Source organism: Reinekea sp. (genome assembly GCF_046710285.1).
GTDB lineage: Bacteria > Pseudomonadota > Gammaproteobacteria > Pseudomonadales > Natronospirillaceae > Reinekea.
In genome coordinates, this window is sequence record NZ_JBKEGY010000006.1 from 99,827 (window position 1) to 122,022 (window position 22,196).

The 22,196-nt window shown below is 43.4% G+C and carries 21 protein-coding genes; 3 read left to right on the plus strand and 18 right to left on the minus strand.

Going from position 1 to position 22,196, the window contains the following annotated elements:
• Window positions 1-108: 108 nt before the first annotated feature.
• Window positions 109-1,251 (plus strand): beta-ketoacyl-ACP synthase III, encoded by a 1,143-nt coding sequence (locus ACI882_RS06320; RefSeq protein ID WP_411745464.1) that lies wholly within the window; start codon window positions 109-111, stop codon window positions 1,249-1,251.
• On the opposite strand, the gene mazG is transcribed toward ACI882_RS06320, so the two are convergent.
• From mazG to cysM, 4 genes are read right to left on the minus strand one after another with little or no spacing between them, the layout of a single operon-like run.
• Window positions 1,252-2,064, minus strand: coding sequence for a nucleoside triphosphate pyrophosphohydrolase (mazG, locus tag ACI882_RS06325; protein WP_411745465.1), 813 nt, complete (start codon window positions 2,062-2,064; stop codon window positions 1,252-1,254).
• The gene (gene relA, locus ACI882_RS06330; RefSeq protein ID WP_411745466.1) at window positions 2,057-4,303 is read right to left on the minus strand and encodes a GTP diphosphokinase; all 2,247 of its coding nucleotides are present in this window, start codon (window positions 4,301-4,303) and stop codon (window positions 2,057-2,059) included. Before relA ends, mazG begins: the two co-directional genes overlap by 8 nt.
• Window positions 4,303-5,568, minus strand: coding sequence for a class I SAM-dependent RNA methyltransferase (locus tag ACI882_RS06335; protein WP_411748451.1), 1,266 nt, complete (start codon window positions 5,566-5,568; stop codon window positions 4,303-4,305). Before ACI882_RS06335 ends, relA begins: the two co-directional genes overlap by 1 nt.
• Window positions 5,565-6,458: a cysteine synthase CysM gene (gene cysM / locus ACI882_RS06340; RefSeq protein ID WP_411745080.1), complete on the minus strand. Its 894-nt coding sequence runs from the start codon at window positions 6,456-6,458 to the stop codon at window positions 5,565-5,567. Before cysM ends, ACI882_RS06335 begins: the two co-directional genes overlap by 4 nt.
• 193 nt (window positions 6,459-6,651) lie before the next feature.
• On the opposite strand from cysM, the gene ACI882_RS06345 reads away from it, so the two are divergent.
• Window positions 6,652-9,516, plus strand: coding sequence for a response regulator (locus ACI882_RS06345; protein WP_411745079.1), 2,865 nt, complete (start codon window positions 6,652-6,654; stop codon window positions 9,514-9,516).
• A 9-nt stretch (window positions 9,517-9,525) separates the two neighbouring features.
• Here the strand turns inward: ACI882_RS06345 and acpS are convergent, their stop codons facing one another.
• From acpS to rpoE, 12 genes are all read right to left on the minus strand, one after another.
• Entirely contained in the window at window positions 9,526-9,897 is a 372-nt protein-coding gene (gene acpS / locus ACI882_RS06350; protein ID WP_411745078.1) for a holo-ACP synthase, read from the minus strand.
• Window positions 9,894-10,580, minus strand: coding sequence for a DNA repair protein RecO (gene recO, locus ACI882_RS06355; protein ID WP_411745077.1), 687 nt, complete (start codon window positions 10,578-10,580; stop codon window positions 9,894-9,896). Before recO ends, acpS begins: the two co-directional genes overlap by 4 nt.
• Before the next feature lie 8 nt (window positions 10,581-10,588).
• Entirely contained in the window at window positions 10,589-11,497 is a 909-nt protein-coding gene (gene era, locus ACI882_RS06360; protein WP_411745076.1) for a GTPase Era, read from the minus strand.
• Complete coding sequence (gene rnc, locus ACI882_RS06365) at window positions 11,494-12,180, minus strand: ribonuclease III (protein ID WP_411745075.1); 687 nt, start codon at window positions 12,178-12,180, stop codon at window positions 11,494-11,496. Before rnc ends, era begins: the two co-directional genes overlap by 4 nt.
• Before the next feature lie 2 nt (window positions 12,181-12,182).
• The gene (locus ACI882_RS06370) at window positions 12,183-12,548 is read right to left on the minus strand and encodes a DUF4845 domain-containing protein (protein WP_411745074.1); all 366 of its coding nucleotides are present in this window, start codon (window positions 12,546-12,548) and stop codon (window positions 12,183-12,185) included.
• 21 nt (window positions 12,549-12,569) lie between these two features.
• Complete coding sequence (gene lepB, locus ACI882_RS06375) at window positions 12,570-13,673, minus strand: signal peptidase I (protein WP_411745073.1); 1,104 nt, start codon at window positions 13,671-13,673, stop codon at window positions 12,570-12,572.
• 92 nt (window positions 13,674-13,765) lie between these two features.
• The gene (gene lepA, locus ACI882_RS06380; RefSeq protein WP_411745072.1) at window positions 13,766-15,568 is read right to left on the minus strand and encodes a translation elongation factor 4; all 1,803 of its coding nucleotides are present in this window, start codon (window positions 15,566-15,568) and stop codon (window positions 13,766-13,768) included.
• A gap of 102 nt (window positions 15,569-15,670) precedes the next feature.
• Window positions 15,671-17,038 (minus strand): DegQ family serine endoprotease, encoded by a 1,368-nt coding sequence (locus ACI882_RS06385; protein ID WP_411748452.1) that lies wholly within the window; start codon window positions 17,036-17,038, stop codon window positions 15,671-15,673.
• 99 nt (window positions 17,039-17,137) lie between these two features.
• On the minus strand, window positions 17,138-17,611 hold the full coding sequence (locus ACI882_RS06390; RefSeq protein ID WP_411745611.1) for a SoxR reducing system RseC family protein: 474 nt from the start codon (window positions 17,609-17,611) through the stop codon (window positions 17,138-17,140).
• A gap of 5 nt (window positions 17,612-17,616) precedes the next feature.
• On the minus strand, window positions 17,617-18,567 hold the full coding sequence (locus tag ACI882_RS06395) for a MucB/RseB C-terminal domain-containing protein (protein ID WP_411745610.1): 951 nt from the start codon (window positions 18,565-18,567) through the stop codon (window positions 17,617-17,619).
• Window positions 18,560-19,060 (minus strand): hypothetical protein, encoded by a 501-nt coding sequence (locus ACI882_RS06400; RefSeq protein WP_411745609.1) that lies wholly within the window; start codon window positions 19,058-19,060, stop codon window positions 18,560-18,562. The genes ACI882_RS06395 and ACI882_RS06400 overlap by 8 nt, the downstream gene beginning before the upstream one ends.
• A gap of 11 nt (window positions 19,061-19,071) precedes the next feature.
• The gene (gene rpoE / locus ACI882_RS06405; RefSeq protein ID WP_411745608.1) at window positions 19,072-19,677 is read right to left on the minus strand and encodes an RNA polymerase sigma factor RpoE; all 606 of its coding nucleotides are present in this window, start codon (window positions 19,675-19,677) and stop codon (window positions 19,072-19,074) included.
• A 168-nt stretch (window positions 19,678-19,845) separates the two neighbouring features.
• Here rpoE and nadB point away from each other — a divergent pair, with 168 nt between their 5' ends.
• Window positions 19,846-21,450: an L-aspartate oxidase gene (gene nadB, locus ACI882_RS06410; RefSeq protein WP_411745607.1), complete on the plus strand. Its 1,605-nt coding sequence runs from the start codon at window positions 19,846-19,848 to the stop codon at window positions 21,448-21,450.
• Here the strand turns inward: nadB and ACI882_RS06415 are convergent.
• A complete protein-coding gene (locus tag ACI882_RS06415) occupies window positions 21,419-21,895 on the minus strand; it encodes a protein YgfX (protein ID WP_411745606.1) in 477 nt (158 codons plus the stop codon). The two genes, nadB and ACI882_RS06415, sit on opposite strands and share 32 nt — an antisense overlap.
• The gene (locus tag ACI882_RS06420) at window positions 21,867-22,070 is read right to left on the minus strand and encodes a succinate dehydrogenase assembly factor 2 (protein ID WP_411745613.1); all 204 of its coding nucleotides are present in this window, start codon (window positions 22,068-22,070) and stop codon (window positions 21,867-21,869) included. The genes ACI882_RS06415 and ACI882_RS06420 overlap by 29 nt, the downstream gene beginning before the upstream one ends.
• Window positions 22,071-22,196 lie beyond the last annotated feature (126 nt).

Consider the following 22,196-nt stretch of genomic DNA (forward strand, 5'->3'; position numbering starts at 1 on the left):
ACTACTGTATGAATATAACGAATGATCACCGATTTCGCTACTTAACTTATCGACCCTAAGCGCATTTTTTTTGCTAAACTGACTACAAACTAGAAAAGGCACACTAAAATGTCACAATTCCAATTCCCAACGGTCACCATCAGTGGCACTGGCCTCTGGCACCCAGAAAACAGCATTTCTAATGAAGAATTAGTACAAGTATTAAATGAGAACGCTGATCGTTTCAACGCTGATCATGCTCAAGCAATAGAATCCGGTGAAATTCAGCCATTGGCTAAGTCTGATGCCGACTTTATAACCAAAGCGAGCGGTATAAAGCAGCGCTACGTATATGAAAAAGAAGGCATTCTCGATATAAACAGAATGCGCCCTAACTTGCCGCCGCGCTCTGAAAATGAGTTGTCTTATCAGGCTGAAATGGCTGTCAAGGCAGCCAAAGCGGCTCTCGCAGATGCCCATAAAACTGGAGCTGACATTGATGCTGTTATTGTAAGCTGTGCCTATACCGAGCGAGCATACCCAGCAATTGCCATAGAGGTGCAAGAGCAACTTGGTATTACAGGCTTTGGTTTTGATATGCTCGTCGCTTGCTCTGCGGCTACCTTTGGCTTACACCGCGCCTATGAGATGATTCGTTCGGGCAGCGCTAAAGCGGTTCTCGTTGTTAACCCTGAGTTAGTCACGCCGCAGTTAAACTATGCTGATCGTGACAGTCACTTTATTTTTGGCGATGTAGCCACCGCGGTCATCGTTGAAGCTGAAGATACCGTCACGGCGCCACAATACTTTAAAATTCTAAGTACTAAAGCAGTCACTCAGTTTTCTAATAACATTCGTTCAAACTTTGGTCATTTGTCACGCGCAAATGATACCGATGTGTTTGCAGCAAACAATTTATTCCACCAAGAAGGCCGTAAGGTCTTTAAAGAAGTTTGCCCTATGGCCGCACAACACATGACCGAACACTTAGCCGCTCATGAGATCGATAACCAACAGGTTAAACGTTGGTTTTTGCATCAGGCTAATTTAAATATGAACTTGTTGATTGCGAAAAAGCTTTTAGGTCGTCTTGCAACAAATGAAGAAGCACCCACTATTTTAGACGAATTTGGTAACACTGCATCAGCGGGTTCTATCATTGCATTTAATCGTCACAACAAAGATTTTAATAATGGTGATATAGGAATGATCTGTTCCTTTGGTGCAGGTTATTCAATCGGCTCTTTGGTTGTTGAATGCGTATATAAATAATTATTCTTTGAGTTTGGCTTGTTGCCAATAGGCTTCAAGCTCATCCAAACTATACTCTGACCAAGCTCGACCACTTTGGTTGACTTGGTCTTCTATAAAGTCAAAGCGTGCTTCAAACTTAGCATTGGTTTTCCGAACACACAGCTCAGGATCTACTTTTAAGTGATTGGTTAAGTGCGCTAATGAAAAAAACACATCACCCAGCTCTGCTTCCATCTCATTCACAACGCCAGACTCTATCGCCTCTTCTAATTCATCTAACTCTTCACGAATTTTAGCTAAAACACCCTTACTACTAGGCCAGTCAAAGCCTACCGAAGATGCGCGTTTTTGGATTTTCTTAGCTCGCAGCAATCCAGGCATGGCCTTAGGAATATCATCCAATAACTTAGTGGCTCTATTTTTTTGCTGTTTTTCTAATTGCTTTATTTTTTCCCACTGCCCTTTTACACCTTCGCCGTCTATCTCTGACTTTTGACTGCGACTGTCTAATGTACCCTGCGGAAAAACGTGCGGATGACGGTGAATCAACTTGGCGACCAAAGCATGAATGACATCATCGAGTTCAAAGTGCGACTCATCTTTAGCTATTTGCGCGTAGAATACGATCTGAAATAATAGATCGCCTAATTCTTCTTGCAAGTGATTAATGTCATTACGTTCAATGGTATCGATAACCTCGTACACTTCTTCAAGTGTATGAGGCACGATGGTTTGATAGGTTTGCTGTATATCCCAAGGGCAACCGTCTACAGGGTTGCGTAAACGAGCCATAAGCGTTTTTAGGTCTTCATAGCCGTACTGCTTAGTCACTTTGCTTACCTACATATACCCGACGAACATCTGAAATATTCTGAACTTTGGTAAGCAACGCCATAATACGCCCTAACGAACTAATGTTTTCAACTTCAACGGTAACGCGCATTTCTGCAGAGTTATCCGACTTATCCGAAAGTGTTTGCATTCCCGTGACATTGATACCTATATTGGCTAGCGTCGTCATAATATCAGCCAACAAACCGGTACGATCGTATGCGGTAATATGCAGTTCAACTGGGTATGTTGTGCGAACTTCTTTACCCCATGAAACATCAATAATTCGCTCTTGTTCTTTACTACGCAATTGCAACAAGTTAACACAATCGTCACGGTGAATAGAAACTCCTCGACCTAGGGTAATATAACCAGCAACAGAGTCACCTGGTACAGGCTTACAACAATTAGCAATAGTCGTTAGCATATTGCCAACGCCTCGAATCATTAAATCGCCTGAGTGGTTTTGCTCTTTACGTTCGCGAACTTGAATCTCTTTCGGTTGCGCCGGATTCATAATTTCTTCAGCGTGTCGAACCACATTCATCAAACGAATATCATTAGCACCTATAGCGGCATAAAGATCATCTTCCGTGGTTAAACTTACCGATTCAGCCAGCTGCAACATTTCAACTTTATTGATATTGAAACGACGTAATTCGCGATTCAGCATATCTTTACCATCACGAATATTGACATCTCGATCTTGCGATTTAAACCAATGTTTAATTTTAGCGCGCGTTCGAGGTGAGCGCACAAAACCTAAGTCAGAATTTAGCCAGTCTCGACTAGGGCCTGCTTCGCTACCGGTTAAAATTTCGACTTGATCGCCAACAATAAGCCGCGTATTTAATGGCGCTATTCGGCCGTTTACTTTCGCACCACGGCAGCGGTGGCCAACATCGGTGTGAACTTTATAGGCAAAATCTATCGGTGTGGCATCCGAGGATAAGTCGACCACGTGCCCTTCAGGTGTGAGTACATAAATACGATCTACAGTAACATCAGAACCGAGTTCGTCGACCATCTCATCAACACCGCCCAACTCGTCATGCCATTCAAGCACTTGACGCAACCATGCAACTTTTTCTTCATAGCCACGAGACTGCGAGGCTTTTTTCGCATCAGTGCCTTTGTATAACCAGTGGGCACAAACACCTAACTCTGCATCATCGTGCATTTCTTTAGTGCGGATTTGAATTTCAACAACTTTGCCTTCAGGGCCTATCACAGCCGTATGCAAAGACCGGTAGCCATTTGATTTAGGCGAAGCAATATAGTCATCAAATTCACGAGGAATGTGTCGCCATAGAGAATGCACGATACCTAATACTGAATAACAATCACGTACCTCGGGTACCAATATTCGGAACGCTCGAATGTCGTAGACTTGGCTAAAGCTGATATTCTTTCGCTTCATTTTGCGCCAAATAGAATAGATATGTTTGGCTCGACCTTGAATTTGAGCTTGTATGTCAGCCTGCTCTATTTCACTAGAAATAATGTCTTCGACTTTTTTGATATACTCTTGGCGGTCTAAGCGCTTTTCATCAAGTAATTTCGCAATTTTTTTGTAGTCTTGTGGCTCAATATAGCGGAAAGCTAAGTCTTCTAACTCCCATTTTAAGTGACCGACGCCTAAGCGATGCGCTAAGGGGGCATATATATCAAAAACTTCGCGCGCTACCTTATACTTACGAGCCGCCGGAGCGTTTTTTACCGCTCGGATAGCACAGGTGCGTTCAGCTAATTTAATTAGAGCAACACGCACGTCATCGATCATTGAGACGAGCATTTTACGAATGGCTTCACCTTGGGTTTCATTTTGCCCAAAGACACTGACTTTCGTCGACTTATACTTGGTATGAATAGCGGCCATCTGCATGACACCGCGAATCAAGTTAGCGACTTTAGGACCAAATTGATCTTTTACAGTATCGAGTTCAAGCTCTTCCTCTCTAACCGAGCGATAAAGCACAGCGGCCACAAGCGCGTCTTGGTCTAACCCTAAATCGGCCAAAATTTCGACCATTTCCAAACCAGTCAGAAAGGTGGACTCGCCCTCGCCCCATTGATTAGCTCGGTGGTCAGTTTCTTGTTCAGCAGTACGCGCAATACGACAGGCCCGCATTAATTCTTCCGGGTCTACGATGGGCGTTTTACCTTCTAACCGATCCAACCATGCTTCTAAATCGACAGAGCCGTCTCGAAAGACTGGTTGATCTTCACGTACTTTCACTACTTTTGATGTCCTATTTTCTTTTTCTCAAGCAATGCCATGCTTTCAATATGACGAGTATGAGGAAACATATCCATTATGCCAACCTTTCTCAAGTGCCATTTATCACTGACTAAACTGGATAAATCGCGCGCAAATGTCGCTGGATCACATGAAATGTACAGGATTTTCTGTACCGAAGGCAGCGCATTCAAATTATTTACGGCCAGCTCGGCACCCGCTCTAGGTGGGTCTAATATTACACAGGTTGGCTCAAAATCAACGACATTAGGTAAATCTTGTAACTTAGTATTAATTAAGTTTGCCACCTGGTATTGACTGTTTTCCTGCCTACTAGGGCTTTGCATTGCCAGCTCAATCGCCTTATCACTGGCTTCTAGGCCTAAGATACTGTGAACTTCATTTGAAAACGGCAAGCTAACATTCCCGTTACCACAGAATAAATCTAACAGGCGATCTGACTCGTTAACTAACAACCAATTTTTAGCTTGCTCGATCATGGCGGTGTTTACGCCTCGATTTACTTGGGTGAAATTGCCGGGCAAAGCCAATGTATCGGCTCCTGCAGCCGTATACTGCAATGCTTCAACGGCTACCCAGCCCTGTTCCATGCCCCATTGTTCAATAGCTGTTTTGGCAACACCTGAGCCTTCGATTACTGCAATACCCAGTTGTTTGTGATCATCTATAACAATTTCAACCTGCTTAACACCCTCTAGCGGGGCGTTGGCTTGAAGTACCTTCAAAGCGCTGTTTATTTCGTCTTGCACAACCGCACAATGATCTATCGTTACAATTCGATTACCTTTGATATTATAAAAACCCACTTCGCCTTTCTTTGAGACTTGAAAACGAGCTCGATGCCGATATGACTTAGTAACTGATGTTATCGGCTCTGCCCATTCCTTAACGTTGACATCATTGCGGCGTAAATGGTCTGCAAGTGCCTTTTGTTTAAGCTCGCGCTGATCTTGTTGAGGTACATGCTGCAAAACACAGCCACCGCATTCACCATAAAAGCCACAAATAGGCGTCTGCCTTACTTCACTTTTTTGCAAATGCTCAATAGCTTTACCTTGCCATAACTTAGTATTTGCTTGCTCTATTTTTACTTTTACCCGTTCGGTCGGCATAGCATTCGCGACCATGACCACTCGCCCCTGGTATAAGCCAATACCGCGGCCATCATGACTATATCGCTCTATTTCGAGCTCGATAGGCTCTGGCAACCTTTGTGACTTCTGCGTTGGCCGTCTTTTTCTCACTTGTTGTACACTCCTGTAGACAAATAGCGGTCACCACGATCACAGATGATCGCGACAATGACAGCATTATTTACCTGCTCCGATAACAATAGTGCGCCAGCTACAGCGCCTCCGGAACTAACACCCGCAAAAATACCTTCTTCTTGAGCTAATCGACGCATGGTCATCTCAGCCGTGTTTTGATCCATATCGATCACCGAATCTACGCGCGCTTGTTGATATATTTCAGGTAAGTAAGCCACTGGCCAGCGTCGAATACCTGGAATCGACGAACCATCGGTTGGCTGCAAGCCGATAATTTGAATGTCGGGGTTTTGTCCTTTCAAATACTCTGAACAGCCCATTATAGTCCCCGTCGTGCCCATTGCTGAAATAAAATGAGTAATCTGGCCATGGCTATCTTGCCAAATTTCTGGCCCGGTGGTTAAGTTATGTGCCGCAGGGTTATCAGGGTTACTAAATTGGTCTAATACTTTGCCTTCACCTTTTAACTGCATTTCCAGTGCTAAATCTCGGGCATATTCCATGCCTTGCTCAGGTGTTACCGAGATAATTTCAGCCCCATAGGCTAGCATACTGGCACGACGCTCTTCTGATAGATTAGAGGGCATGATTAAGGTCATTTTATAGCCTTTAATCGCTGCCGCCATGGCCAAAGCTATACCGGTATTACCACTTGTGGCCTCAATTAGGCGTTCGCCTGGCGTAATGTCGCCTCTCAACTCGGCCTGGACAATCATATTCATCGCGGGTCGGTCTTTAACGGAACCAGCAGGGTTATTCCCTTCGAGCTTTACAAGTACCGTATTGCTTGGGTTTGGATTAATTCGCTGTAAGCGCACTAAAGGTGTTCGGCCAATAAACGCCTCAATCGTTGGAAACTCACTCATGTACGCTCCTGATCATTCAATATTATGCTTTGGAATCAATTATGGGGGCCATTGTACCGTTTTATAACCGTGTTAAATAATAATCTTCTCATCTAATTCGATTAACTTTAGTCATGAGGCCGATAAACTGTGAACTTGGTTCATTTTTAGTCATAATGAGGTTTATTGTTGTTTATTCACTAATAGGCTAGCTATGAATTCCTCCGGATTACAGAATCGACTGCTATTTATATCGCTTATCCCAGTCTTTATTCTAGGTGCACTCACCTTTTCATGGTTTACCTATAATGATCTGACCCAGCAACAGCTGGCCTTTAGTGAACGCTCAAAAAGCATATCAAACCAATTAGCTGATACCCTTTCTGGACCCGTATCATCAAAATCTAAAGATTTGAGTGAAGCTTTAATGCGTAGAGCATTAAACGAAAGAGATGCCCGCTCGGTAAGAGTTTACGATTCTTTTGCTTCGCTTTGGTTGTCATCTGGCCCTAACCCGATAGGCCCAAGGTACCCTGCGTCAATTACCGATACAATCTCATTAACGCTCTATGAAAGTCAGGAGACCTATCGTTACTTAGTGCCTATTTTCCACCCTGATGATTTTATTTTAAATGCCACCTTATCAAACCCTATTGCTTGGGTTGAGCTAGAATTTGACAACGCCAATACTCGCGTAACGCAATATCAAACGATTCTCTTTAACCTGCTCATATTATTATTTATCTTTGCCATCATTACTGTAATTGCGCTGTATTTAAACCGTACTGTTATAGACCCAGTTCACAATATGATCAGAGCTGTTGGTGAAATTCGTGAGGGCAATTTAGAAGTTCGTGTGCCGACCCAATCAAAAGGTGAACTTCGCGAGCTAGAAGAAGGCATCAATGCAATGGCAGAGACGATCAAAGATGCTTACAACGAAATGCAAACCAGTGTTGACCAAGCAACCTTTGATTTACGCGAAACCTTAGAAACCATTGAGATTCAGAATATTGAATTAGATATGGCGCGCAGAGATGCTCAACAAGCCAACCAAGTTAAAACCGAATTCTTAGCCAATATGAGCCATGAGATCCGTACCCCACTTAACGGCATTATTGGCTTCGCACGCCTATTAACGCGCTCAAATCTGACAAAAAAACAAGAAGACTACATCAGCACTATTTTATCGTCTTCTCAAGTGCTACTGACCATCATCAACGATGTTCTTGATTTCTGTAAAATTGAAGCAGGAAAGTTAATGCTCGATCAACGCAGCACTAACCTGCGAGTTGCGATCGAAGAAGTCTGCACTATGTTGGCACCCACTTCACAACCTAAGACATTAGAAATTGTGTCACTTTTTTATGACGATGTTCCGGAGCAGCTGGTGTTCGATCCGCTACGCGTTAAGCAAGTTCTCACTAACTTAATTAGCAATGCTATCAAGTTTACGCCCGAAGGCAGCATTGTCATTCGTACAATGATTGAGCAACAAAAAGGCAACAAAGTTATTGTTCGAGTCAGTATAACGGATACCGGGATTGGCTTGACCAAGAAACAACAAAAAGCATTGTTTCAAGCTTTTGCTCAAGCCGATTCTTCTACCGCTCGTGAATTTGGTGGCACTGGCTTAGGGCTAGTTATTTCAAAACGCTTAGTTGAACAAATGGGTGGCGACATCGGTCTAGAAAGTGAAAAAGATAAAGGGTCAACTTTTTGGTTTAATATTAAATCAGAGGTGGCTCCTGCCGCTCAACAACCACCAAAGCACCGAGGACTAGAAGGCTGTAGCGTAGGCGTCATAGAACCGCGAGAAATGAGCCGCCTAGCCCTAAACCACCAAATTGCCGGTTGGGGAGGAGAGGTTCAAGAATACGCATCCACTAAAGAGATGCTTATTCAGTGGACTAAAAATAAGCTGCCGGCGAATAATTTAGTTATCATCGATATTGCAGGAATGACAGATACGAACGACGTCTATAAACATATCATCCACATGAAAACAAAATTTCATTGCAAGGTGTTAGTACTCACTTCCTCTTCAGATGATGACAACATTAATACTAAGTTACTTGAGAAAGGTGCTGACTATTCTTTAACGAAACCCATTAGAAACGCTGTTTTATATCAAACACTGATTCAAATTCTCAAACCGGAATCGACTGAAGCTATCGAAGGAACTAACCTAAAGCTCGGTACGAATCGAAGCGAAGTCTCTGTGTTGGCCGTTGATGACAACAGTGCAAACCTCAAACTCATTGCAGCATTGTTAGAGTCGCTAGGCATCTTAGTCACATCAACAAATAATGGTGAAGACGCCGTAGGTTTAGCAATAGAAAATGACTATGATCTGATATTTATGGACATCCAAATGCCTAATATGGATGGCCTTGAAGCAACAAGACAAATTCGACGGCTTGAAGCAACAGATAAGCATGTGCCGATCATCGCCCTTACTGCACATGCCTTAGCGGAAGAACGAGATGCTATGATGGCAGCAGGGATGGATGATTATTTAGCAAAACCTATTGATGAAGATCAGCTACAACGCACCTTATTTAAATGGACAGGGGCATTGTTAGGTTCCAATGTTAAACCAACGACCCTTGAACACGAGTCAGAAGCAGACAGTTTTCCACCGGTAGACTCTGATGCTTTAACGGAGTATGAAGTCGTTGACTTAGTCAGTGGCTTAGAAAAAGCCAATGGTAAACTGAGCCTTGCCAAAGATATGTTCGCCATGCTGATTGATACGCTTGCAAAAGACCAAGAACAAATCAACAATCAATACCAACAAGGCGATTATAAAGCGTTACTAGAATTGGTTCATCGACTCCACGGCGCCAGCGCTTACTGCGGTGTGCCACGTTTAAAAATGGCCTCATATAATGCAGAGACTATTCTAAAGCAGGGCTTTTACGCACAACTGGAAGATGCATTATTTGTACTAAATGATGAAATAAATAATATTGTACATTGGTCTGAAGATAACGAAATTGACAGCATTTTCGATAAGGCTCTAAAAGTTTATGCGCATAATCAACAACAAAAGAAAACGGTGCTGACTCTGCAATGATATTTAATTTTAACTCAAGACTACAAAAGCAACGGCGTAGTCTCGTTCATCGGACAAACTAATATCTGCTCGACAGCCACCTTTTTCCTCAAGTAGTTGCTTGGCATATCCATGTAGACTCACTTTTGGTGCTCCGAATGGGTCAGGTAAAACTTCTAGGTCTATAAAATTCACACCTTTAGCGATACCCGTCCCTAATGCTTTGGCAATTGCTTCCTTTGCTGCATATCGATTGGCTAAAAATGCGATTGATTGTTGCCGTTGATGAAAAACTTCTTGCTCCGCTTTCGTTAAAATTCGGTTTACAAATCGCTCGCCTTGTTTTTCATATACTTTAGCAATTCGATCTATTTGAACAATATCAGTACCAATACCTATCATTTAACAACCTCTCTATTTGGCGCTAAAAATTTCAACCATTCTCGGCTATTGATCGGCCTGTTTTCTAACAGAATCAATAACTGCTGATATTGGCAGTGCCGAGCAATTGCCAAGGCACCCTTCACCTCATAGTTATTTTCAGCGTTAGCTAAAATAGGTTTACCTAAACAGGCTCCTAGTGCACTTTGTACAAAACCCAACCCAGCTTGATAGTGATAATGTGACTCTGGATCAATAGAAAATCCATCGACACTTCGTTGGTAATCTATCCCAGATCCAAGCAACGTTAATAACTGTTTTTCATAAAAACGAAGGCTGGGTAATAGGTTTTTACCCGCTTGAATCTGAACCAAAGAACTTACGTAAGTTCCGTAAAATGGTCCTGTTTCTATTTGTCTAGGGAGTAAACGAAAAGCCAACTCATTTATATATAAACCATATAAACGCGCTGGTGAATCATGAATACATAATGGCTCTAAATAGCGAAAGTCATGACACGAATAAAAGTTGTTTTTGGAAGTGAGTTTAATTTCAAACTGGCGGAAAAATTCAGGACGATTACCATTAAACTTACAACGAAGGAGTCCATTTTCGTGCGTAAACACATCGCATAAAAAATGACGCTCTTCTATAGCTTGCGCATGCAAAAGAAAACCACGAACAATCGTTGCACGCGCTACCATTTTCGTTTCTACTCGTCAAAGTAGCCTAAGCTTTTCAAGGCTCTTTCGTCATCTGCCCAACCACCTTTGACTTTAACCCAAAGATTTAACATCACTTTGGTTTCAAAAAGCGACTCCATATCTAAACGGGCTTCTTGACCCACTTGTTTAAGTCGAGCGCCTTTATCGCCAATGACGATACGCTTTTGCCCTGAACGCTCTACTAAGATTAAACCATGTAGATGTAAGACACGGTCTTCAAATTTAAATTGTTCAATTTCAACCGCTGTTGAGTAGGGTAGTTCTGCACCCAACTGGCGCATTAGCTTCTCACGAATAATTTCCGAGGCCATAAAACGTTGACTGCGATCGGTTACTTGATCTTCTGGGTAATAATAGAGGCTTCGAGGCATTTGCGAAGACAATATTTCGATCAATCGATCTAAATTATGGCCTCGCAATGCTGAAATTGGTAACACCTCTTTAAAATCAAATTTTTCTGAGACTTTTTCAATATGCGGCAACAAAGACTCTTTGTTTTCTAGATGATCTATTTTATTGATAACTAGATAAACGGGTGCTTTCACATGCTTCAGCTTATCTAATACCCACTGATCTTCATCGGCCCAAACAGTGCGATCGACGACCATTAATACGGCGTCTACATCGGCTAGTGCAGAATCTGCCGCACGGTTCATCACCTTATTTATCGCTTTTTCTTGGCCGCGGTGCATACCCGGTGTATCAACGAAAATAACTTGAGTTTTATCTTCGGTATATATGCCTACTATTTGGTGGCGTGTGGTTTGAGGTTTACGCGAAGTAATTGATATTTTCTGACCTAAAATGTGGTTCATTAATGTCGATTTGCCGACATTAGGACGGCCAACAATGGCGACATAGCCGCAGAATGTATCTAATTTTTGATCTTCAATCATGATTTTTCTACCTCACCTAATAGCGTCAATGCTTGCCGAGCAGCTTCTTGTTCCGCTATGCGACGGCTGTTACCAATACCTTCTATCACGTGAGAATAACCTTCAATAGTGCAATGCACTGTAAATTCTTGTTGATGTGCTTCACCAGAGATATTTACAACATCGTAAATTGGTAAAGCTAAGCGGCGTGCTTGCAAGTATTCTTGTAAGCGCGTTTTAGAGTCTTTAATGTTTTCTTTTAAGTTTAAACCAGCTAAACGCTCTTCGTACCAGCTTAATAATACTTTTTGTGACGTTGCTAGATCGGCATCTTTACTTATTGCACCGATAATTGCTTCAACAGCGTCAGCTAAAATACTATCGCGGCGGTAGCCTCCACTTTTTAATTCGCCACTGCCCAACTTAAGGAAATCACCTAGGTCAAATTCACGACCAAGCTCAGCCAAGGTTTCACCCTTAACGAGATGCGCTCGCAGGCGAGACATTTGTCCTTCTTTAGCTTTAGGGAACTGCTCATACAATGCTTGCGCAATGGTACAATTCAATATTGCATCGCCTAGAAATTCAAGTCGCTCATTATTGGTACGGGAAAAGCTTCTATGCGACAAAGCCTGCTCGAGCAGGCTTTGGTTACTAAACTGGTATTGAATTGATTTTGTTAATCGAAAATATTTGTCAGCCAATGCTATAACTCGTATGTTTCTTTAAAAGACAATAACACATCTACATTACCCATTAGATGTATGCGTTTTTCATAGTCCAGCTCTATTACAATAGGCTGTTTACGCTTGTTTACGATAAGTTCTTTTTTCAAATCAATTCGAATGTTATTGATTTGCATATTCTTTTGCAGGCGATCTTTAAAAACCGCTTCATCGAACCGACCCGCACTGAAGTCGCCGAGGCTAGTCTTGATCATTTTGTTGACGGTCATATGATCATAATAAGGGCCACTTAACTTCACGAACAGTAAGCCAAAAAATATAATCAAGAACGCTAAGAAGGCTGCGCCAAATAAACTCAACCCTTGTTGCTTACGAAATCCAGCCATCAAATTTGCTCCATATTTATATTATTGAATACTGCCCGTACGTGAAAAGCTTGGATAAAAGCCCTTCCAATGCATCCAGACAGCAAAAGCCTTACCTAAAACGGCGTCTTCGTCAACAAAGCCCCATGCATTATTGCCCTTGTTGCTTGCATCACCTTGATATAAACGTCGTGTGCCTTCCCAATAACGAGCATCATGACTGTTGTCACGGTTGTCGCCCATAACAAAATACTTACCTTCAGGTACCACAACGCCTTGGCTTGGTAGCCATTCATCTCGACGTCGGCTTGCAGGAGCCTGATTGGTATATATTGCATGCTCCCGTTCAAACAAATGCTCGGTATACAGGTTAAAACGTTCACCTTCGATATTAACTTTATCGACCAGTGTTTTCTCTATTATTTCACCGTTTACACGAAGCTGCTTAGTCGCATAATCATATTGAACTGTATCACCGGGCACTGCTATTACACGTTTAATAAAGTTCTTTTCTGGTTCATGCGGTGGCTTAAAAACAATAACCTCACCACGTTGAGGTTGATCAACAGGTATCAAGATTTTGTTTGTGATAGGCATTCTAATACCGTAAGCAAAACGATTAACGAGAATGAAGTCACGAATTTCTAATGTAGGCCGCATTGAACCCGATGGAATTTGAAATGGCTCGATTAAAAAACTGCGCAAAACGAACACAAACACCAAAATAGGGAAAAACGCTTTGCTGTTTTCAATTAACCCTGGCTCTAACGCAGTGCGATCAACTTTGTCATCAAAATCGTTGATAGACTCTTCAGCACGAGCTAATAATGCATCACGAGACTTTTTGGTTAAGAAACGATCGATACCCCAAACTACACCAGCAAACACAGTGGCGCCGAGCATCAAAACAGCAAAATCAAAACCCTGTTTAATAGTCTGAAGGATCAAATAGCCTAAAACCGCGATCAAAGCGTAACCTAAGCTTCGCTCGATCGGAGTTGATTTAAACACAGTTTCAATTTGCTCAACGCTTAACGATTGGCCAGAATCTATACTATTTAAACGCTTTCGATAACTCCAAAAAACGAGACCCGTTTGAGCCAGAGCAAATAGCAATATAGCGGCAGATAAAGCATACAAACTCATTTAATTTCCTTGTTATTGATGTTCGAGCCTATTAAGAAACACTTTTAATCTTGGATATAGGGTCGTCGGTCATATCGACACTAAATTTACGTTTAGCTATCGATTTTCAAAACTGCAAGGAACGCTTCTTGCGGGATAGAGACAGAGCCCACCTGCTTCATACGTTTCTTACCATCTTTCTGCTTTTGCAGTAATTTCTTCTTACGAGATACGTCACCACCATAACATTTGGCCGTTACGTTCTTTCGTAAAGCTTTTACTGTCGTTCTAGCCACGACATTCGACCCATGTGCTGCCTGAATAGCCACATCAAACATTTGACGAGGAATTAGTTCTTTCATCTTTTCGCATAAAGAACGCCCTCGACGCTGGATTAAATCTGCATGCATGATAATGGCTAAGGCATCGACTCGCTCACCGTTTACCAAAACATCGAGTCGAGTTAACTTTGCGGCTTCAAAACGGTCAAAACTGAAATCTAGTGACGCAAAGCCTCGACTAACTGACTTCAAACGATCAAAGAAGTCTAAAACGACCTCTGCCATCGGAAGGTCATAAGTTAGCGAAACCTGCCCACCTAAGAACTGCATATCTTGCTGGATACCACGTTTCTCAACACACAAAGTAATGACGTTACCAACGTGCTCTTGAGGCACCAATATATGTGCTTTAACAATAGGTTCGCGGAACTCTTCTATGTTATTAACGGCAGGTAACTTAGATGGGTTGTCAACATAGATCACTGAGCCATCAGACTTTAAAATTTCGTAAACTACGGTTGGTGCCGTAGTGATCAAGTCAAGATCATACTCACGCTCTAGTCGCTCTTGAATGATTTCCATGTGCAGCATACCTAAAAAGCCGCAACGGAAACCAAAGCCCAACGCATCAGAGCTTTCTGGCTCGTAGAATAAGGATGCATCATTCAAGCTGAGTTTGCCTAATGCTTCACGGAATGCTTCATAATCGTCAGAGCTAACAGGGAATAAACCGGCATAAACTTGCGGTTTTACCTTTTTAAAACCAGGTAGCTGAGCAACATCGGGCGTTGACGCATGGGTAACGGTATCACCTACGGGCGCGCCTTTAATTTCTTTAATAGATGCGCAAATAAACCCAACTTCACCAGCCTTGAGCTCTTTTAGCTCATTCATTTTAGGGGTAAAGAAACCCAAACGATCTACGATGTGAGTACGGCCGGTACTTTTCACCGAGATTTTATCGCCTTTTCTCAAAATACCGTTCTTTACACGCACTAATGAGACAACGCCCAAATAGTTATCGAACCAAGAGTCGATAATAAGCGCTTGTAAGTCGCCGTTTAAATCACCGACTGGCGGTGGCACAGCTCGAACAATTTCTTCAAGTGTTTCTTCAATACCAATACCGCTTTTAGCCGAAGCACGAACGGCGTCATGCGCCTCGATACCAATAATTTCTTCAATTTCAGCAGCAACTCGCTCAGGCTCAGCCTGCGGCAAGTCCATCTTATTCAAGATTGGGACGACTTCAAGGCCTTGTTCAATAGCGGTATAGCAGTTGGCTACCGATTGAGCTTCTACACCCTGTGCTGCATCAACAACCAATAATGCCCCTTCACAGGCCGATAGTGAACGCGAGACCTCGTAAGAAAAGTCGACGTGCCCAGGTGTATCAATAAAGTTTAGCTGGTAGGTTTTACCATCTTTCGCATTGTAGTTTAGCGTCACACTTTGCGCTTTGATGGTAATGCCGCGCTCACGCTCAATATCCATTGAGTCGAGTACTTGAGCGGCCATTTCACGGTCTTCAAGCCCTCCGCAGAATTGAATAAAACGGTCAGCCAATGTCGACTTGCCGTGGTCGATATGGGCAATAATGGAAAAGTTGCGGATATGAGATAAATCGCTGCTCACAAATGTCTTCACTTGACTGAAAAATGGGGCGCGAAGTTTAAACTATTTAGCCCTTGATCTCTATGGTTTTGCCCACAAAGTGCGGGCAAAACCAAATTTTGACTACTTTATCGGTATTGCTAAGTAAACAATGTTATTACCACGAATAATCCGAACGGCAACGGCACCATTTGCAGGTAGCTCAGACATTATGCGGTCAAAATCGTCTTCGGTACGAACGAACTCATTACGCATCATGGTAATAATGTCGTTTTGGCGCATACCGGCTCGCTTTGCAGGCCCATCTAAGACTTGATCAACGACCACCCCGTTTTTTCCACCGGCATCACGGACTATGATATTTAACGGGTTATCTGCCTGCGGATTCAACGCGGGCGCGGTAGCTAAGCCGTTTTCATTTAAAATGCCTATTGTCACGCTAACTTTACGTTCTTTACCATCTCGTAAAATAATGGCATCAACTGAATCACCTGGTTTAATTAAACCCACCAGCGGCGGTAAATCGGAATAACGCTTAACTTCACTACCGTTAAGCTCGATAATTACATCGTTAGCTTGAATGCCAGCTTGCTCTGCTGGGCTATCATCGAACACTCGAGCAACGAGAGCGCCTTCAGCACGGTCTAAACCAAGAGATTTTGCCAATTCGAGATCATCGTTAAAGGCAGCGTACATTTCAACACCCAACCAGCCTCGTTGCACAACACCATTTTCTTTCAGTTGCTCAGCAACGCTCATAGCTATGTTAATCGGTATCGCAAACGACACGCCCATAAAACCACCCGAACGTGTATATATTTGCGAGTTAATACCCACAACTTCGCCATCTAGGTTAAAAAGTGGCCCACCAGAGTTTCCTGGGTTAATGGCTACATCGGTCTGGATAAAAGGAACATATCGGTCATTACCACCTAGCGCGCGTCCTTTGGCACTGACGATGCCTGCGGTGACACTGTATTCAAAATTAAACGGCGAACCGATAGCAAGTACCCACTCACCTACTCTAAGCGCATCACTATCGCCCAGTTTCACCGCAGGAAGTTTTTCACCTTCAATTTTGAGTACAGCTACATCGCTTGCAGCATCGGAACCGATTAATTGAGCTTCAAACTCGTCACCATTGGTTAACCGGACGGTAATTTCATCGGCACCATCAACGACATGATTGTTGGTCAAAATATAACCATCTTCAGAGAATATAAACCCAGACCCCAAACCCTGACTTGGCTGAGGTTGATTATAGTTAAAATCGTCGGGTAACTGGTCACCGAAGAAGTAGCGAAACAGCTCGGGCACATCTTCTCGGCCTTGCGCTACCGCTTTACGGGTGGATTTGGTACTGATTTTAACGACCGAAGGTGACTGATCTTCAACCAACTGGGTAAAATCAGGCAAGCCTGAAGACAGGGCAAAAACCACTGTGCTCGAAACGAAAAATAAATTGAATAGCAATAAAAATCGCTTAGCCATCTGTTCTACTCCTAATAAGACTGCACTAACAATAGCGCTAAGAGTAAGGCCACACGAAGTGGTTAGTAGTCGCTTTACGTCTGTTTTACACCCTAAGGCTTAATTTGACGAAGCAATCACATTACTTTGACGCGCACCATACACTTGGAGGATTACAGGGGTTAATCGCGCTGTTTTTATGAAGGAATATTTATGCATAAACGCATAGGCTGCGAAAATACCAGCCACAAAACCTATTAGCTGAATACCTTCGTTAAAATTCAAATACAACGCCAAGCTTAAAAACGCCAAACCGAAGAACAGTGGCAGTATATATACCAACAACGCCACTTGAGAAATGACGTCAGGTTGCATACCTAACTTAACCACATCACCAACATGAAATGCTTGGTCGGTCGGGATATTAAAATGATTTTTAGCTTGCTGCTTGGTTTCACTACCCCACTCGCTTAGGACAGCTTGACCACAACCTTGCTTAGCTTTACAACTTTGACAAGCACTTGTACGCACGACTTCAACAACTACGCCAGCGGGCTCGATGGCAACAACAGTGCCTTGTTCTTCTATCAACATGGGGTTTAGAAATCCTCGACCAACACAACATTCTGCGCCAGTTTTAACGCGGTTTGCTCTGGCACTTCACCAATCACGGTAATACCAAGTTTATCACGACTGATCATTAATGCAGTGGTTGCGCCCATTTTTGCCATGGTTGATTGAGGCATCTTAAGTCCAGCACTATCGACAAACACACTGAAACTCGTTAAACCATCACTGTAGATAAGCTTTTCGGTCCAACCCTGGGCACTGGCACTGGTCGCGGAATGGGACAGCATAAAGCCATTCGGCATCCAATTTAACTTAACTTTTTTACTTTGCTGCTTGTTAGCAAGGTGACTAATTTGGCTTTTTTGCACTAGCACGGGCGACTCGACAGTTGGTGTCAACTCAGTCGGTTTTAACACCGCGTTTAATTCTAAGCGAGTAAAACGAAACTGCTCTAAAACATTACCATCGGCATCAATTAATTCTGACTGCAATAGCATATGAGTGCCTTTATCAAGCCAATAGCGATGTTCGTATCCCCACGGGCCTGTCGATAAACTAATAATTTTAGTTTTAAATCCAGCGACTCTCTCCTCCCCTACCTCCATGGCTTTGTAGGTTTGGCTAATGCGCTCTATGTCCATCGCCGTTAACTGAGTAAAGGGCGCTGCAGGCACGGCATGATCGGCAGCCGTTTCAGACCCTTCAGGGAAGTAACAGGTCAACAGTTCCCCTTGCCTTAAGACTTCTACCATGAACCCGTCAAGCTGCTTCAGTAACTCTGTAGTGCCGCCTTGCTTATCATACTGATGAATAACGCTATAAACATTTGTCTCATCACCACGACGATGCAGGAATTCACCTCGATAGGTCAACTGCTGAACCGACAAACGCATTTTCTCTAACCACATCCATTCCATTGCCTGAACTGACTGCATTGAAACTAAGCCAACTAGAAGCAATCGAAAAACTATTTTACTCATTTGACTCACTCAATTGTGACCAAGTTAAAGCACTCGGAATAACACCATGCCCTGATGAAAATGAGGCCTGCTCAATATGTTCCTTCAAAAAAGCCTGTAATCGTTGTTGCGCTTCGAACTGCTGCGCAGCTAAAACAGCTGACGACTGCTCACTTTGATTGATACTAATTTGTGGAACTGTAGCGTTGGTATTCGATTGGACCGTGACCCAATACCCACTGGTTACCGCAACGACAACCACGGCGGCTACCGTAGCTCTCGGCAACCATGCTGTTAACGATTTTGCCGGTTTGTCTGAAGCTGAGGCTGCTTTAAACTGCAATCCAGCCTGACTAACAACTTCGTTATTCAGCAGCGCCTGGGCGCTTGATAGGTTATGCCAATGACCAGCGACATTCGGATCCTCCTCATAGGCTTTGAGCAAGCGCTGGATATCTAATTCACTTGCCTCACCATCTAAAAAGGCGGAAAAACTTTCATTTACTTTTGTCATCGACGGCTACCTCAATTCTCGGCTGATAAACGGTTACGACCCGCGATCACCGAATGTAATTGTTGTTCAATAAATTCTCTTGCCCTAAAAATTCTGGAACGAACGGTTCCAATCGGCGTGTCCATAATCTTCGAAATATCTTGATAGCTTTTGCCTTCAAACTCTCGCAGCGTTAATGCGATGCGTAAGTCTTCGGGCAAGGCGGCCAAAGATTGCTGAAGCTTATCTTCCAACTGCTGCTTAGCCATTAATCCATCGGGGGTATCATAGTCGCGCAGTGATTCTGGCGTATCGATCGTGACTAATGCATCAAGGTCTTGCGCCCTATAACTCGGCTTGCGACCTGCTGACTCTAGGTGGTTTTTTGCCGTATTTGTTGCAATACGATGTAACCAAGTAAAAAACGCACTGTCACCTCGAAACCCCGTTATCGCCCGATAGGCTTTCACGAAAGAGTCTTGCACTATGTCTTCTACAATATCGCGCTCTGAGATCAGTTTAGCCACGACACTGGCTAATCGGTGTTGATACTTCAGCACCAGTAGATCAAACGCGCGTTTGTCACCTTTTTGAGCTTTTCGTACCAGTAGTAAATCGACATCGGCGGCATCTGCCATTCCGTGTGCTCCAAGTTTATTCTTACTCTATTGACGTGAACTCGCTTAAAAAGTTCCCAATCTCTTTAAATTTAGACCTAATCTGTAACGTTTCGATTGATTCAGATTATGTACATGTGCTGTAAACTCCGTACAATCTTCGCCGGTTACCGTTAAGAGTATAAAATTATGTCTACCCGTCTTGCTACTGATGTTTTGATTGTCGGCTCTGGAGCGGCTGGTCTCACCATGGCGTTGAGCCTTCCGAGCCACATGAATATTTTGGTATTGAGCAAGGGGCAGCTTGGTGGTGGTTCTACCGCCTGGGCTCAAGGCGGTGTTGCTGGTGTTTTAGATGATGTCGATTCCGTCGACCAGCACGTGGAAGACACACTCAAAGCTGGGGCGGGATTGTGCGACCCTAAAGCGGTACGTCACACGATTGAGCGCTCAACCAGTGCTATCCATTGGCTAGTTGACCAAGGCGTCCCTTTTACCATGGCTGATGGCTCAGACGCTGAGTTTCATTTAACACGTGAAGGCGGACATAGTCAGCGACGTATTATACATGCAGCCGATGCCACGGGCCTTGCCATTTCAAGCACACTGATAGACCGAGTAAATCAAGCACCCAATATTTTAGTGCTCGAAAACCACGTAGCCATTGACCTTATCATGCTCGAAAAGCTTGGCGTTACTAATGAACCTAATCGTTGCGTGGGTGCTTATGTTTTAGATATGGCCAAAGACGAAACAGTAACGATTGGTGCTCAATTCACTTTACTGGCTTCAGGTGGGGCAAGTAAAACCTATTTATATACTTCTAACCCCGATGGTGCGACCGGTGACGGTATAGCAATGGCATGGCGCGCAGGCTGCCAAGTGGTCAATATGGAGTTCAACCAATTTCACCCAACCTGTTTGTTTCACCCAAAGGCTAAATCTTTTTTAGTCTCGGAAGCGGTTCGAGGTGAAGGCGGCCTATTGAAACTGCCCAATGGCAAACGCTTTATGCACGAGTTTGACGAACGCGCGGAGCTCGCCCCGCGCGATATAGTAGCCCGAGCCATTGACCATGAAATGAAGCGCTTAGGGGTCGACAATCTTTACTTAGATATCTCTCACAAGCCTGCTGAGTTTATAACCAGCCATTTCCCAACTATCTATAAACGTTGCTTAGAATATGGCTACGATATGACCAAAGAACCTTTACCTATCGTACCCGCTGCTCATTACACTTGCGGAGGTGTACGAACAGATGTGCATGGCTGCACCGAACTACCCGGTTTGTATGCCGCAGGTGAATGCGCTTATACCGGGCTACATGGAGCTAACCGCCTCGCATCTAATTCACTGCTTGAGTGCATTGTTTATGCCCGTAGTGCCGCAGAGCACATCATAAATTCTGAGCTGAAAGCCTATAATCCCGAAAATTTACCGTTATGGGATGAATCACGCGTAAGCGATTCCGATGAACTCATTGTCATTACTCATAACTGGGATGAACTACGCCGTTTTATGTGGGACTATGTTGGCATTGTGCGCACAGATAAACGCTTAGAGCGCGCGAAGCGTCGTGTTAAAGTGCTTAAACAAGAAATTATGGATTACTACTCTAATTACCGAGTCAATGCTGATTTACTGGAATTGCGCAATTTAGTCGTTGTCGCTGAATTGATCATTGAATCTGCGCTTTCGCGCAAAGAAAGCCGCGGTCTACACTATACTCGCAGCCATCCACAAACCAATGAAAACGCTGAAATTACGGTACTGTCTTCGCGGGAAGTGCCTTAGCGGCCTTAAGTTGCTGTATAATAACTGGCTGCCAAACTGAAAACGCCATATTCAATGCACGCCAGCTAGCTTCGCTCACTTGATCTTTCCAGATAACTAGGGACTTTTTGCCAGCTTCACCTTGTAATTCTAATTTAATAAAAGCAAAAGACTGACGCCCATGCCCTGCCCACATCCACTTATTCGTCTCACTACTTTCATTATTCTCAGAGACTGGTATCAAGCGTATTTCAGAGCACTGCCATTGCAAATGGCGATATGGATCAGGTGCTATGCGTCGAATTGTAAGCAGAAAAGCCAAAGCAAGCATGATTATAAAATAACCATGCTCAAATAATGCGATCGTCAAAAAACTGGTTAACACCAATGCAAAGCCGTGAACAAGGTATGGCCAACGGCTGTGCGACAGGGTTGCGCTAACCGTTACGTGCATATTCAAGGACAATTTCGACCATCCTCTGAAGCTCTGTATCTTCACTTTTTGATTTTTGCATAAACCAGTCAAAGAGATCCTGATCTTCGCAATCAATCAAACGACGATACAAAAATTTATTCGCCTCTGTTAAACCACGGAATTTATTTTCAGTGAAAGGTAACAATAAACCATCAAGCTCTAGCATGCCTCGACGACTGTGCCACCATAAACGGCGAATTTCTGTTTCTTCTTTTTCTTTTTGATCCACTTTCAATTACTCTACACATTACGATATTGTCCTTAGTTTACCATTTTCTAGAGTCAAACCGAG